Genomic DNA, 14,152 nt, shown 5'->3' with positions numbered 1-14,152 from the left:
GGATCCTGCCTCGGCGAAAATCGCGCCTTGCCCTGACGGCAAATGCGCCAGACAACAACAAAAATCGAGGTTTTCAATGACAACTGCTATTCAGCAACCATCGCTTTCCGGCCAATGCCTGGCCGAGTTTCTGGGGACTGCACTTCTGATCTTTTTCGGCACCGGCTGTGTCGCTGCGCTCAAAGTCGCGGGCGCCAGCTTCGGCCTGTGGGAAATCAGCATCATCTGGGGCGTCGGTGTGAGCATGGCGATCTACTTGACCGCCGGAGTTTCCGGCGCGCACCTGAACCCCGCCGTGAGTATTGCCCTGAGCATTTTTGCCGACTTCGAAAAACGCAAATTGCCGTTCTACATCCTGTCGCAGATTGCCGGCGCGTTCTGCGGCGCGCTGCTGGTTTACACGCTGTACAGCAACCTGTTCTTCGATTACGAACAAACTCACCAAATGGTTCGTGGTTCGGCTGCCAGCCTTGAGTTGGCGTCGGTATTCTCCACCTTCCCCAATCCTGTGCTGTCGACTGCCCAGGCATTCCTGGTCGAGATGATCATCACCGCGATCCTGATGGGCGTGATCATGGCCCTGACCGATGACAATAACGGTCTGCCGAAAGGCCCGATGGCGCCGCTGCTGATCGGTTTGCTGATCGCTGTGATCGGCAGTTCGATGGGCCCGCTGACTGGTTTCGCGATGAACCCGGCCCGTGACTTCGGTCCGAAACTGATGACTTTCTTTGCCGGCTGGGGTGAAATTTCCTTCACTGGCGGCCGCGATATTCCGTACTTCCTGATTCCGATTTTTGCACCGATTGTCGGTGCCTGCCTCGGCGCTGCCGGGTATCGCGGGCTCATCGCCCGTCACCTGACCGGCGCCACACCTGCTACAAAGGATGCAGAACCGGCCATTGACGGCAAACCAAGAACTTCTTGAAACAGTCGGCGCGGGTTCCTGCCCAATTCGAGCCCGCGCCCCGGCCCACTCTCCCTTATTTCGTCCAAGGCAATCGACATGACCGACATTCAGAATAAGAACTACATCATTGCCCTCGATCAGGGTACGACCAGCTCCCGCGCGATCATTTTCGACCGCGATGCGAACGTGGTCTGCACCGCCCAACGCGAATTCGCCCAGCATTACCCGCAAGCCGGCTGGGTTGAACACGACCCGATGGAAATCTTCGCCACCCAGAGCGCGGTGATGGTTGAAGCGCTGGCCCAGGCCGGTCTGCATCACGATCAGGTGGCCGCCATCGGTATCACCAACCAGCGTGAAACCACCGTAGTCTGGGACAAGACCACTGGCCGTCCGGTGTACAACGCGATCGTCTGGCAGTGCCGCCGCAGCACCGAGATCTGCCAGCAGCTCAAGCGCGATGGCCACGAAGAATACATTCGCGACAACACCGGCCTGGTCACCGACCCGTACTTCTCCGGCACCAAGCTGAAGTGGATCCTCGACAACGTCGAAGGCAGCCGCGAGCGTGCGCGCAACGGCGAATTGCTGTTCGGCACCATCGATAGCTGGCTGATCTGGAAATTCACTGGTGGCAAGGTGCACGTCACCGACTACACCAACGCCTCGCGCACCATGCTCTTCAACATCCATTCGCTGGAGTGGGATTCGAAGATGCTGGAAATCCTCGACATCCCGCGCGAGATGCTCCCGGAAGTGAAGGCTTCTTCGGAAATCTACGGTCGCACCAAGAGCGGCATCGCCATCGGCGGTATCGCCGGTGACCAGCAAGCCGCACTGTTCGGCCAGATGTGCGTCGAGCCGGGCCAGGCAAAAAACACCTACGGCACCGGCTGCTTCCTGCTGATGAACACCGGCGACAAAGCGGTGAAATCGCAGCACGGCATGCTCACCACCATCGCTTGCGGCCCACGCGGCGAAGTGGCTTACGCACTGGAAGGCGCGGTGTTCAACGGTGGCTCGACCGTGCAGTGGCTGCGCGATGAACTGAAGATCGTCAACGACGCTCACGACACCGAATACTTCGCCAATAAAGTGAAGGACAGCAACGGCGTGTACCTGGTACCGGCCTTCACCGGTCTGGGCGCTCCGTACTGGGACCCGTATGCCCGTGGCGCACTGTTCGGCCTGACGCGCGGCGTGCGCGTGGATCACATCATCCGCGCCGCGCTGGAATCGATCGCCTACCAGACCCGCGACGTGCTCGACGCCATGCAACAGGACTCCGGCGAACGCCTCAAGGCCCTGCGTGTGGACGGCGGTGCGGTCGCGAACAACTTCCTCATGCAGTTCCAGGCCGACATCCTCGGCACCCAGGTCGAGCGCCCGCAAATGCGCGAAACCACCGCGCTGGGCGCAGCGTATCTGGCCGGTCTGGCGTGCGGTTTCTGGGGCAGCCTGGACGAACTGCGCGGCAAGGCTGTCATCGAGCGCGAGTTCGAGCCGAGCCTGGATGAAGTCGAGAAAGAGAAACTGTACAAAGGCTGGAAAAAAGCCGTCAGCCGCACCCGTGACTGGGCGCGTGAAGACGCTGAATAAGCCAACCTTCAGAGACTGATAGGCAACTAACTGGTCGGGAGGAGATTCCTGCGGCATCATGGGCAAATTTTGCACGGCAGCCCAAAGGAAGCCCCATGAATCTGCCTCCCCGTCAGCAGCAAATCCTCGAGCTGGTCCGCGAACGCGGCTATGTGAGCATCGAGGAAATGGCTACGCTGTTCGTTGTTACCCCGCAAACCATCCGCCGCGATATCAATCAGCTCGCGGAAGCCAATCTGTTGCGTCGCTACCATGGCGGCGCGGCCTATGATTCCAGCGTCGAAAACACCGCCTATGCGATGCGCGCCGACCAGATGCGCGATGAAAAACAACGCATCGGCGAAGCTATCGCCGCGCAGATCCCCGATCACGCCTCGCTGTTCATCAACATCGGCACCACCACCGAATCGATTGCCCGCGCCCTGCTCAATCACAACCATCTGAAGATCATCACCAACAACCTGCATGTCGCCTCGATGCTCAGTGCCAAGGATGATTTCGATGTGCTGCTGACCGGCGGCAACGTGCGCCGTGACGGCGGTGTTGTGGGTCAGGCGAGCGTGGATTTCATCAACCAGTTCAAGGTTGATTTCGCGCTGGTGGGCATCAGCGGTATCGACGAGGACGGCAGCCTGCTCGACTTCGACTATCAGGAAGTGCGCGTATCGCAGGCGATCATCGCCAATGCGCGGCAGGTGATTCTGGCGGCGGACTCCAGCAAGTTCGGGCGCAATGCGATGATTCGCCTCGGCCCGATCAGCCTGATCGACTGCCTGGTGACCGATCAGCAACCAGTACCGGCACTGGCGCAACTGTTGAGCCAGCACAAGATTCGTCTGGAAGTCGTTTAAATCCTACTTGGCGCAGCTCCCCTGTGGCGAGGGAGCTTGCTCCCGCTGGGCTGCGAAGCGGCCCCAAAACCATCCAGCCCAATTCATCCAGCCACGCCTTGCGCACCGGATTTACGACGGCTGCGCCGCCGAGCGGGAGCAAGCTCCCTCGCCACAACAGTGCTTAAGCAATTCTAAATGTTCGAAAATTTTCTTTTAGCCGCCCTTCGATGAGTTTTTTCAATCGAACGTGACTGGCTGTGCGCGTCTTTATGGGCTACCATTTTCGCAAATGAACATTTATGTTCGATTTCCAAGACAGAAAATCAAAAGAGCCCGAGGCCAGCCGATGTCCACCTCTACCTTGCGTACGCCCCCTATCGCCGAGATCTACGATGTTGCCGTTATTGGCGGCGGGATCAATGGCGTGGGGATCGCAGCGGATGCCGCCGGTCGCGGTCTCTCGGTGTTCCTTTGCGAAAAGGATGACCTGGCCAGCCACACCTCGTCGGCCAGCAGCAAGCTGATCCACGGTGGCCTGCGCTACCTTGAACATTACGAATTCCGTCTGGTGCGTGAAGCGCTGGCTGAGCGCGAAGTGTTGCTGGCCAAGGCGCCGCACATCGTCAAACCGATGCGTTTTGTGTTGCCGCACCGTCCGCACCTGCGTCCGGCCTGGATGATTCGCGCCGGCCTGTTCCTCTATGACAATCTCGGCAAGCGCGAAAAACTGCCAGGTTCGAAAAGCCTGAAGTTCGGTGCCGATAGCGCGCTGAAAAGCGAAATCACCAAGGGTTTCGAATATTCCGATTGCTGGGTCGATGACGCCCGACTCGTCGTTCTGAACGCCATGGCAGCCCGGGAAAAAGGTGCCCACGTACACACCCAGACCCGTTGCGTCAGCGCCCGCCGCGCCAAGGGCCTGTGGCACCTGAGTCTGGAACGCGCCGACGGCAGCCTGTTTTCGATCACTGCCAAAGCCTTGGTGAATGCGGCCGGTCCGTGGGTCGCCAAGTTCATCCGTGACGACCTGAAAATGGAATCGCCGTACGGCATCCGCCTGATTCAGGGCAGCCACATCATCGTGCCGAAACTGTACGAAGGCGATCACGCGCACATCCTGCAAAACGAAGATCAGCGCATCGTCTTCACCATTCCGTACCTGAACCACTTCACCCTGATCGGCACCACCGACCGCGAATACACCGGCGATCCGACGAAAGTGGCAATCACCGACGGCGAAACCGATTACCTGCTGAAAGTGGTCAACGCTCACTTCAAGAAGCAGATCAGCCGCGACGACATTCAGCACAGCTATTCGGGCGTGCGTCCGCTGTGCAACGACGAATCCGACAACCCGTCCGCCGTGACCCGCGATTACACCCTGGCGCTGTCTGGCGGCGGCGAAGAAGCACCGCTGTTGTCGGTGTTTGGCGGCAAGCTGACCACCTACCGCAAACTCGCCGAGTCGGCGATGGCTCAGTTGATGTCGTACTTCACGCAGATGCGCCCGAGCTGGACCGCGACCGCGACCCTGCCCGGCGGCGAAGACATGACTACCCCGCAAGCCTTGAGCGCGCAGATCCGCGACAAGTTCGACTTCGTCCCGACCGAGATCGCCCGCCGCTGGGCCACCACCTACGGCAGCCGCACCTGGCGCATGCTCGAAGGCGTCGAGTCGCTGAATGACATGGGCGAACACCTCGGCGGCGGTCTCTACACCCGCGAGGTCGATTACCTGTGCAGCGAAGAATGGGCCACCACCGCGCACGACATCCTGTGGCGCCGCAGCAAGCTGGGCCTGTTCACCACCCCGGCCGAGCAAGAGAAACTGGCGGCGTATCTGGGCAAGGTCGAGCAGAACCGCAAGATTGAAGCGGCCTGACGTTTACAGCGCTTGAAACGAAGCCCCTGAATCTGACGATTCAGGGGCTTTTTTATTTATCCGCGCCGGACGCTGTACCTGTGGCGAGGGAGCTTGCTCCCGCTGGGTCGCGTAGCGGCCCCGCTCTAAAAGCCGGCCTGCTGCGCAGTCCAACGGGAGCAAGCTCCCTCGCCACAAAGGGCGTGTTGCCGAAAACAACTGGCAACAAAGCATTCGGTTTTCCGAACGCGACCTCCCGGTCGATTCGGATAACCGGATCAGTTTCAGCCAAAAACACCGACACAAAACTTTAATCACCTTAAAAATCAATCAATTAGCTTCCATAGACTGCTCTGGCACGACTCATGCTCTACACTCTCTCGACGAATGCCTGCCGTGCCAACACTTCAGGAGCCGTCAGGCATTCGAAGCACAAAAGGGCCGACGAACTGGCTCCATAAAAAAAACAATTCGAGGAAAATTTGATGCGCATCGTTCCCCATATCCTGGGTGCAGCCATTGCTGCCGCTCTGATCAGCACACCAGTTTTCGCCGCCGAACTCACCGGCACCCTGAAGAAAATCAACGATTCCGGCACCATCACGCTCGCTCACCGCGACAGCTCCATCCCGTTTTCCTACATCGCGGATGCTTCCGGCAAACCCGTGGGCTACTCCCACGACATTCAAGTGGCCATCGTTGAAGCCCTGAAAAAAGACCTGAACAAGCCAGACCTTAAGGTCAAGTACAACCTGGTGACCTCGCAAACCCGTATCCCGCTGATCCAGAACGGCACCGCGGATATCGAGTGTGGCTCCACCACCAACAACGCCGAACGCGCCCAGCAAGTCGACTTCACCGTCAACATCTTCGAAATCGGCACCCGTCTGCTGGTCAAGAAAGACAAGGATGGCAAGCCGTCCTACGCTGACTTTGCCGACCTGAAAGGCAAAAACGTCGTAACCACCGCCGGCACCACGTCCGAGCGCATCATCAAAGCGATGAACGCCGACAAGCAGATGGGCATGAACATCATCTCCGCCAAAGACCACGGCGAATCCTTCAACATGCTGGAAAGCGGCCGCGCCGTTGCCTTCATGATGGACGACGCCCTGCTGGCCGGTGAAGAAGCCAAGGCCAAGAAGCCGGACGACTGGGTCATCACCGGTACGCCACAGTCCTTCGAAGCCTACGCGTGCATGGTTCGCAAGGACGACCCGGCCTTCAAGAAGGCTGTCGATGACGCCATTGTCGCCCTGTACAAGTCCGGCGAGATCAACAAGATCTACAGCAAGTGGTTCGAGAGCCCGATCCCACCGAAAGGCCTGAACCTTAACTTCCCGATGAGCGACAAGGTGAAAGAGCTGATCGCCAACCCAAGCGACAAGCCTGCGCCTGACGTAAAAATCTGATTCCTGACTAACCTGTCGTCTGAGGGAGCAACCTCCCTCAGACGTCTGCTACTACCTGCTGGCTTTACAGTGGAACACTCGACCTGGCGGTTTTCGAGCCGATCGCGTGTGCCCGGCGTTCAACGTCGGACGGGAAAGGATCTTCCCCAAGCGGGTGCTTGTACATCGATCGATTTCGAGGGGAGACCCTAATGAATTACAACTGGGACTGGGGCGTGTTCTTCAAGTCCACCGGCGTTGGCAGCGAGACTTATCTCGACTGGTTCATCTCCGGACTGGGCTGGACCATCGCCATCGCCGTCGTGGCATGGATTATCGCCTTGCTGCTGGGCTCCGTTCTTGGGGTCATGCGCACCGTACCGAGCCGCCTCGTATCGGGCATCGCGACCTGCTACGTCGAACTGTTTCGCAACGTGCCGCTGCTGGTTCAGCTGTTCATCTGGTACTTCCTGGTACCCGACCTGCTGCCGCAAAACCTGCAGGACTGGTACAAACAGGATCTGAACCCGACCACCTCGGCCTACCTGAGTGTCGTCGTGTGCCTGGGCCTGTTCACCGCCGCCCGGGTCTGCGAGCAAGTGCGCACCGGCATCCAGGCGCTGCCACGCGGCCAGGAATCCGCCGCCCGCGCCATGGGTTTCAAGCTGCCGCAGATCTACTGGAACGTGCTGCTGCCCCAGGCCTACCGCATCATCATTCCGCCGCTGACCTCGGAATTCCTCAACGTCTTCAAGAACTCCTCCGTGGCGTCCTTGATCGGCCTGATGGAACTGCTGGCGCAAACCAAGCAGACCGCCGAATTCTCGGCCAACCTGTTTGAAGCCTTCACCCTGGCCACGCTGATCTACTTCACCCTGAACATGAGCCTGATGTTGCTGATGCGCCTGGTCGAGAAGAAAGTCGCAGTGCCCGGCCTGATCTCCGTGGGGGGTAAATAATGGACTTCGATTTCAGCGGCATAATCCCCGCGATCCCGGGCCTGTGGAACGGCATGGTCATGACCTTGCAGTTGATGGTCATGGGCGTGGTCGGCGGCATCGTGCTGGGGACCATCCTCGCGCTGATGCGCCTGTCGTCGAGCAAACTGCTGTCGCGCGTCGCCGGCGCCTACGTGAACTACTTCCGCTCGATCCCGCTGCTGCTGGTGATCACCTGGTTCTACCTGGCGGTGCCGTTCGTGCTGCGCTGGATCACCGGCGAAGACACCCCGATCGGCGCGTTCACCTCCTGCGTCGTGGCCTTCATGATGTTCGAAGCCGCGTACTTCTGTGAGATCGTCCGGGCCGGCGTGCAGTCGATCCCCAAAGGCCAGATGGCCGCGGCCCAGGCGATGGGCATGACCTATGGCCAGACCATGCGTCTGATCATCCTGCCCCAGGCGTTCCGCAAGATGACCCCGTTGCTGCTGCAACAGTCGATCATCCTGTTCCAGGACACCTCGCTGGTCTACACCGTGGGCCTGGTGGACTTCCTCAACTCCGCCCGCTCCAGCGGCGACATCATCGGTCGTTCCAACGAGTTCCTGATCTTTGCCGGTGTCGTCTACTTCATCATCAGCTTTTCCGCCTCGCTGCTGGTCAAGCGTCTGCAAAAAAGGTTTGCCGTATGATCTCCATCAAGAACATCAACAAGTGGTATGGCGACTTCCAGGTGCTGACTGATTGCAGCACCGAGGTCAAGAAAGGCGAAGTGATCGTGGTCTGCGGCCCGTCGGGCTCGGGCAAGTCGACCCTGATCAAGTGCGTCAACGCGCTGGAGCCGTTCCAGAAAGGCGACATCGTCGTCGACGGCACCTCGATTGCCGACTCCAAGACCAACCTGCCGAAACTGCGTTCGCGCGTCGGTATGGTGTTCCAGCACTTCGAGCTGTTCCCGCACCTGACCATCACCGAGAACCTGACCATCGCGCAGATCAAGGTGCTGGGCCGCAGCAAGGAAGAGGCGACCAAGAAAGGTCTGCAACTGCTTGATCGCGTCGGTCTGTCGGCGCACGCCCACAAGCATCCGGGGCAACTGTCCGGCGGTCAGCAGCAGCGTGTGGCGATTGCCCGCGCGCTGGCGATGGACCCGATCGTCATGCTGTTCGACGAACCGACCTCGGCGCTCGACCCGGAAATGGTCAACGAAGTGCTCGACGTGATGGTGCAACTGGCCCAGGAAGGCATGACCATGATGTGCGTGACCCACGAGATGGGCTTCGCCCGCAAAGTGGCTGACCGCGTGATCTTCATGGACGCCGGCAAGATCATCGAAGACTGCCCGAAAGAGGAGTTCTTCGGCGACATCAGCGCCCGCTCCGAACGCGCGCAGCATTTCCTCGAGAAGATCCTGCAGCACTAAAAGCAATACCGATTTGCCCTTGTGGCGAGGGAGCTTGCTCCCGCTGGGTCGCGCAGCGGCCCCAAAACCTGCCAATGCGATCTGTCTGAAACACCGCATTGAATGGATTTACGACTGCTACGCAGCCGAGCGGGAGCAAGCTCCCTCGCCACAGGTTCCAGGCTCGACCAAACCAGTGCGTCGTCCGCGGCAGCGCTGGTTGACCCAAGGCAACTGTGATGAAATGCGACCCCAATCTCTATCGCGCAGCGCCGCCATCACTTGCCGTGAAGCCCCGTCTGATTCGCCATCTGTTCCTGCCGCCGCTGATCATCATCCTGATGATCGGACTGGGTTACATCGGCTTCTGGACCAGTGAACATTTCGGCATCCGCAGCCTCAGCGAAAACGGCCAGCGTCAGCTCGAACTGCACGCGCGTACGGTCGAAAGCGAGATCAGCAAATACACCTACCTGCCCAGCCTGCTGGAACTGGAAACCAGTGTCCCGCAACTGCTGGCCGATCCGACCCCGGAACACCGGCAGACGGTCAATGCTTACGTTGAAGGCCTGAACCGGCGCAGCCGCAGTCGAGCCATCTACGTCATGGACACCACCGGCCGCGTGATGGCCACCAGCAACTGGCGCGACGTCGACAGTTACCTCGGTGAAGACCTGTCCTTTCGCGCCTATTTCCAGAAAGCCGTGCGCGGCGAGCCCGGACGTTTCTACGGCATCGGCAGCACCAGCGGCGAGCCCGGTTACTACCTCGCCCATGGCCTGGAAGAACACGGCAAGATCATCGGCGTCGCCGTGGTCAAGGTGCGCCTCGAAGCCCTGGAAGAACGCTGGCAGCGCGCCCGCCTGGAAGCTTTCGTCAGCGATGAGAACGGCATCATCATTCTTTCCAGCGATCCGGCGCGACGCCTCAAGTCCGTAGTACCGCTGAGCGATGAAACCAAAGAAAAACTCGCGCGCAGCCTGCAGTACTACTGGTTCCCGCTCAACGAACTGCAACCGCTGGCCCGCGAAACCCTCGCCGAAGGTGTAGAGAAACTGACCTTCCCGGCCAACAGCGAACTGAGCGCCGATGACGACAGCATCAGCTATCTGGCGCAGACCCGGCCACTGAGCGACACACCGTGGAATTTCACCCTGCTCACGCCGTTGCAGGACTTGCGCCGTGAAGCGATCAACCAAGGCATTCTGGTGGCCGTGGCCTTCGCCCTGGTGGCGTTCCTGCTGATCGCCTGGAACGAACGGCGCAAGGTCATCGCTACCCGCCTCGCCGCCCGCGAAGCCTTGCAGGAAGCCAACAATCAACTGGAGCGTCGGATTACCGAACGCACCGGCGATCTGCGTGCCAGCAACGAACGGCTGAAGAGCCAGATCCGCGAACGGCGCCAGGCCGAGGAAACCCTGCGCCGCGCTCAGGACGAACTGGTGCAGGCCGGCAAACTCGCGGCCATCGGCCAGATGTCGACCAGCATCGCCCACGAACTGAACCAGCCGCTGGCGGCAATGCGCACCCTGTCCGGCAACACCATTCGCTTTCTGGAACGCGGCCAGCTCGACGTCGCCAGCACCAACCTCAAGACCATCAACGACCTGATCGACCGCATGGGCCGGATCACCGCCAGCCTGCGCTCGTTCGCCCGGCGCGGCGACAACGAAGGCCAGGCCAGTCTCGGCAAAGCCGTGGACGCCGCCCTGCAACTGCTCGGCGCGCGGGTCGAGGGCATGGCGCTGCAACTGCACCGCCAGTTCAGCGACGTGCAGGTGCAGATCGACCAGACCCGCCTCGAACAGATTCTGGTCAACCTGATCGGCAACGCCCTCGACGCCATGCAGGCTCAACCCGCGCCGCAGCTGTGGCTGGAAGGCGAAGAGTTCAACGGCAAATATCGCCTGCGGGTGCGCGACAACGGCCACGGGGTCGACGCCGAAGCGCGCAAACATCTGTTCGAGCCGTTCTTCACCACCAAACCCGGCGAACAGGGGCTGGGCCTCGGCCTGACCCTTTCCGCCAGCCTCGCTGCCGCCACCGGCGGGCATCTGGGTGTCGAACACCCGGCCAGCGGTGGCACCACCTTCGTCCTCAGTTTACCGTTGGTAAGCCCTACTCCTGCCGAGCCAATATGAACCACGACCTTAGTGTGCTGATCGTCGAAGACGACCCCCATGTGCTGCTCGGTTGCCAGCAGGCGCTGACCCTGGAAGACATTCCCTGCATCGGCGTCGGCAGTGCCGAAGAAGCGCTGGAGCGGGTCGGCGACAACTTTGCCGGGATCGTCATCAGCGACATTCGCCTGCCCGGCATCGATGGCCTGGAACTGCTGACTCGCCTCAAGGCACGCGACCGCAGTCTGCCGGTGGTGCTGATCACCGGTCATGGCGATATCTCCATGGCAGTCGGCGCGATGCAGAAAGGCGCCTACGATTTCATGGAGAAACCGTTCTCGCCGGAACGTCTGGTGGATGTCGCCCGCCGCGCACTGGAGCAACGCAGCCTCGCCCGCGAAGTGTCTTCGCTACGTCGGCAACTGGCCGAACGCGACTCCCTCGAAGGCCGGATCATCGGTCGTTCGCCAGCCATGCAGAACCTGCGCGAGCTGATCGCCAACGTCGCCGACACTTCGGCCAACGTATTGATCGAAGGCGAGACCGGCACCGGCAAGGAACTGGTCGCCCGTTGCCTGCACGACTTCAGTCGTCGGCATGCCAAGCAGTTCGTCGCGCTGAACTGCGGCGGCCTGCCGGAAAACCTCTTCGAAAGCGAGATCTTCGGCCACGAGGCCAACGCCTTTACCGGTGCCGGCAAACGGCGCATCGGCAAGATCGAACACGCCGACGGCGGCACGCTGTTTCTCGATGAAGTGGAAAGCATGCCCCTGCCGTTGCAGATCAAATTGCTGCGCGTGTTGCAGGAACGCACCCTCGAACGCCTCGGTTCGAACCAGAGCGTGGCGGTGGATTGCCGGGTGATTGCCGCGACCAAATCCGACCTCGACGAAGCGAGCAAGGCCGGCGAGTTTCGCAGCGACTTGTACTACCGCCTCAACGTGGTGACGCTGGAACTGCCGCCGCTGCGCGAACGCCGTGAAGACATCCTGCAACTGTTCGAACACTTCACCCAGCAGTCGGCGCTGCGTTTCGACCGCGCCCTGCCGGAGCTGGACAACCAGACCCTGTCGAACCTGATGAGCCACGACTGGCCAGGCAACGTGCGCGAACTGCGCAACGTCGCCGAGCGCTTTGCCCTCGGCCTGCCGGCGTTCAAGAAGTCCGGCGCCAGCAGCGGCGGTCAAGGTCTGGCGTTCGCCGAAGCAGTCGAAGCCTTCGAGCGCAACCTGCTCAACGATGCCTTGCAACGCAGCGGCGGCAACCTGACCCAGGCCAGTCTCGAGCTGGGCATGGCCAAGACCACGCTGTTCGATAAAGTGAAAAAGTACGGGTTGAGCCACTGATGGATCTGATACTCAAAGCGGCACTTGGCGCGGCAGTGGTGGTGATTCTCGCCGCGCTGTCGAAGACCCGAAACTATTACATCGCCGGACTGGTGCCGCTGTTTCCGACCTTCGCGCTGATCGCCCACTACATCGTCGGCAACAGCCGTTCGATCGATGACCTGAAGGCGACCATCGTGTTCGGCATGTGGTCGATCATTCCGTACTTCATCTATCTGGCGACGTTGTACGTGATGGTTGACCGCATGCGCCTGGAGGCGTCGCTCGCCGTGGCCGTGGTCGCATGGTTGATCGCCGCCACCGTGCTGGTCTCGGTGTGGGTGCGCCTGCACGCCTGAGGCAACGGCTGGCCCGGCCCTTGCATTTACCCGCAAAAGCCCTGCCCGGCTGGCGCTCATGCTCGATGAGGCCGGTGTCTGGCAGGGTCTGCCAAGGGTAAATAGCGACCTTGAATATTTTAGATCTCGACCACAGCCTGACCTCCCAGGCGCCGATTGCGCGACTGCTCGACAGTGGCCGCGCCAGACGCCTGGACCTGCTCGACCTCGGCCCGAAACTCCGGCTCTGGTCCAGCGAGCGCACCTGGCGACGCTTTGCCGAACGCTTGCAGCAGCGGCCCCGGCACACCGGCCCGGCACCGGAAATCTTCTTCGTCGGCTCCGGTGACTATCACCACCTGACCCCGGCGTTTCTTATCGATCTGCCAAGCCCCGTCAGCCTGATCCATTTCGACAATCACCCCGACTGGGTGCGGTTTGCGCCGCGTCGGCATTGTGGTTCCTGGGTCAATCAGGCGCTGAAACTGCCGAACATTCGCCGCATCGTGACCCTCGGTCCGTGCAGCGATGATCTGCAAAATCCACAACTGAAGGGCGGCAACCTCGCGGCCCTCAAACGCGGGGTTCTGCAGCTCTTTCCGTGGCAGCACGCGCCCTCCAAAGTCTGGGGGCGGATCGGTGACGGCGCCGGGCATGAGCAACAGGAAAACATGCTGCACTGGCACAACCTGTCGCAAGTGGACTGGAACCTGTTCCTCGACAAAATGATCGCCAGCCTGCCGACCGATGCGGTGTGGATCACCATCGACAAGGACGTGCTCGCCAGCGAGGACGCCGCCACCAACTGGGATCAGGGCGGCATGCGCCTGAGCCATATGCTCCAGGCCCTGCGCGCGCTGGCGGCGAGCAAGCGGATCATCGGGATCGACATCTGCGGCGAGTACGCCCGTCCGGCCTTCAGCAACGTATTCAAACGCTGGGAGGCGAAGACCGACCAGCCGCCAGCCGAGCGCTGGAGCGAGGCCGATATCCTGCGCAACTCCACCACCAATCAAGCCTTGATCGACCTGTTCGAGGAACTGTTTCCATGACTTTCACCGTGATCGTGCTGGTGGCCCTGTCCATTGTTCTGGATGTGCTCGGCCAGCTGTGTTTCAAACTGGGCCTTGATCGATTACCTGAGCTTGAGGGTGGTTTTCGGCTGCAGGTGTTCTGGGGCCAGGTGTTCAACGCACCGCTGCTGTGGGCCGGGATCGGCGCTTATGCAATCGAGTTTTTCGTCTGGCTCGGCGCCCTGTCGCGGGCGCCGTTGAGTCTGTTGTTTCCGGCAGCCGCGCTGGCCTATTGCGGCGTGGTGCTGGCGGGCAAACTGGTGCTCGGTGAAACCGTCAGTCGGCGGCGCTGGCTGGGCACGCTGGTGATTACGGCGGGCGTGATGCTCGTGTGTGCCGGCCATGTCTGACGCTCACCTGGA

13 protein-coding genes are annotated in these 14,152 nt (G+C 60.8%); all 13 read left to right on the top strand.

The window, feature by feature from the left end:
* Nucleotides 1-76 precede the first annotated feature (76 nt).
* Complete coding sequence (locus LCH64_RS03115) at nucleotides 77-928, top strand: MIP/aquaporin family protein (protein WP_003227742.1); 852 nt, start codon at nucleotides 77-79, stop codon at nucleotides 926-928.
* A 78-nt stretch (nucleotides 929-1,006) separates the two neighbouring features.
* Nucleotides 1,007-2,509 carry a glycerol kinase GlpK gene (gene glpK, locus LCH64_RS03110; RefSeq protein WP_003227744.1) on the top strand — a complete coding sequence of 501 codons (1,503 nt, stop codon included), beginning with the start codon at nucleotides 1,007-1,009 and terminating at the stop codon, nucleotides 2,507-2,509.
* Between the two features lie 95 nt (nucleotides 2,510-2,604).
* Entirely contained in the window at nucleotides 2,605-3,360 is a 756-nt protein-coding gene (locus LCH64_RS03105; protein ID WP_007916700.1) for a DeoR/GlpR family transcriptional regulator, read from the top strand.
* 328 nt (nucleotides 3,361-3,688) lie between these two features.
* On the top strand, nucleotides 3,689-5,224 hold the full coding sequence (glpD, locus tag LCH64_RS03100; protein WP_226499477.1) for a glycerol-3-phosphate dehydrogenase: 1,536 nt from the start codon (nucleotides 3,689-3,691) through the stop codon (nucleotides 5,222-5,224).
* A 464-nt stretch (nucleotides 5,225-5,688) separates the two neighbouring features.
* Complete coding sequence (locus LCH64_RS03095) at nucleotides 5,689-6,615, top strand: glutamate/aspartate ABC transporter substrate-binding protein (protein WP_226499476.1); 927 nt, start codon at nucleotides 5,689-5,691, stop codon at nucleotides 6,613-6,615.
* Between the two features lie 191 nt (nucleotides 6,616-6,806).
* Entirely contained in the window at nucleotides 6,807-7,553 is a 747-nt protein-coding gene (locus LCH64_RS03090; RefSeq protein ID WP_003227754.1) for an amino acid ABC transporter permease, read from the top strand.
* Nucleotides 7,553-8,224: an ABC transporter permease subunit gene (locus LCH64_RS03085; RefSeq protein WP_003227756.1), complete on the top strand. Its 672-nt coding sequence runs from the start codon at nucleotides 7,553-7,555 to the stop codon at nucleotides 8,222-8,224. The genes LCH64_RS03090 and LCH64_RS03085 overlap by 1 nt, the downstream gene beginning before the upstream one ends.
* Nucleotides 8,221-8,955 carry an amino acid ABC transporter ATP-binding protein gene (locus tag LCH64_RS03080; protein ID WP_003227758.1) on the top strand — a complete coding sequence of 245 codons (735 nt, stop codon included), beginning with the start codon at nucleotides 8,221-8,223 and terminating at the stop codon, nucleotides 8,953-8,955. Before LCH64_RS03085 ends, LCH64_RS03080 begins: the two co-directional genes overlap by 4 nt.
* A gap of 218 nt (nucleotides 8,956-9,173) precedes the next feature.
* Nucleotides 9,174-11,075: an ATP-binding protein gene (locus LCH64_RS03075; RefSeq protein WP_226499475.1), complete on the top strand. Its 1,902-nt coding sequence runs from the start codon at nucleotides 9,174-9,176 to the stop codon at nucleotides 11,073-11,075.
* Nucleotides 11,072-12,400, top strand: coding sequence for a sigma-54 dependent transcriptional regulator (locus LCH64_RS03070; RefSeq protein WP_003227762.1), 1,329 nt, complete (start codon nucleotides 11,072-11,074; stop codon nucleotides 12,398-12,400). Before LCH64_RS03075 ends, LCH64_RS03070 begins: the two co-directional genes overlap by 4 nt.
* Nucleotides 12,401-12,408: 8 nt before the next feature.
* The gene (locus LCH64_RS03065; RefSeq protein WP_177434768.1) at nucleotides 12,409-12,738 is read left to right on the top strand and encodes a GlpM family protein; all 330 of its coding nucleotides are present in this window, start codon (nucleotides 12,409-12,411) and stop codon (nucleotides 12,736-12,738) included.
* Nucleotides 12,739-12,848: 110 nt separating this feature from the next.
* Nucleotides 12,849-13,769 carry an arginase gene (locus tag LCH64_RS03060; RefSeq protein WP_226499474.1) on the top strand — a complete coding sequence of 307 codons (921 nt, stop codon included), beginning with the start codon at nucleotides 12,849-12,851 and terminating at the stop codon, nucleotides 13,767-13,769.
* Nucleotides 13,766-14,140, top strand: a complete 375-nt coding sequence (locus LCH64_RS03055) for a transporter (RefSeq protein ID WP_226499473.1) — start codon at nucleotides 13,766-13,768, stop codon at nucleotides 14,138-14,140. Before LCH64_RS03060 ends, LCH64_RS03055 begins: the two co-directional genes overlap by 4 nt.
* Nucleotides 14,141-14,152: the final 12 nt, after the last annotated feature.

Source organism: Pseudomonas sp. MWU16-30322, from assembly GCF_020515535.1.
Taxonomy (GTDB): Bacteria; Pseudomonadota; Gammaproteobacteria; order Pseudomonadales; family Pseudomonadaceae; genus Aquipseudomonas; species Aquipseudomonas fluorescens_H.
This window is presented reverse-complemented; position numbering and strand designations above follow the sequence as displayed.

Excerpts from the sequence above, each read along its gene's own strand:
- LCH64_RS03115 (WP_003227742.1), top strand. The coding sequence starts at position 77 with ATGACAACTGCTATTCAGCAACCATCGCTTTCCGGCCAATGCCTGGCC.
- glpK (WP_003227744.1), top strand. The coding sequence starts at position 1,007 with ATGACCGACATTCAGAATAAGAACTACATCATTGCCCTCGATCAGGGT.
- LCH64_RS03105 (WP_007916700.1), top strand. The coding sequence starts at position 2,605 with ATGAATCTGCCTCCCCGTCAGCAGCAAATCCTCGAGCTGGTCCGCGAA.
- LCH64_RS03090 (WP_003227754.1), top strand. The coding sequence starts at position 6,807 with ATGAATTACAACTGGGACTGGGGCGTGTTCTTCAAGTCCACCGGCGTT.
- LCH64_RS03075 (WP_226499475.1), top strand. The coding sequence starts at position 9,174 with ATGAAATGCGACCCCAATCTCTATCGCGCAGCGCCGCCATCACTTGCC.
- LCH64_RS03085 (WP_003227756.1), top strand. The coding sequence starts at position 7,553 with ATGGACTTCGATTTCAGCGGCATAATCCCCGCGATCCCGGGCCTGTGG.
- LCH64_RS03095 (WP_226499476.1), top strand. The coding sequence starts at position 5,689 with ATGCGCATCGTTCCCCATATCCTGGGTGCAGCCATTGCTGCCGCTCTG.
- glpD (WP_226499477.1), top strand. The coding sequence starts at position 3,689 with ATGTCCACCTCTACCTTGCGTACGCCCCCTATCGCCGAGATCTACGAT.
- LCH64_RS03055 (WP_226499473.1), top strand. The coding sequence starts at position 13,766 with ATGACTTTCACCGTGATCGTGCTGGTGGCCCTGTCCATTGTTCTGGAT.
- LCH64_RS03080 (WP_003227758.1), top strand. The coding sequence starts at position 8,221 with ATGATCTCCATCAAGAACATCAACAAGTGGTATGGCGACTTCCAGGTG.
- LCH64_RS03070 (WP_003227762.1), top strand. The coding sequence starts at position 11,072 with ATGAACCACGACCTTAGTGTGCTGATCGTCGAAGACGACCCCCATGTG.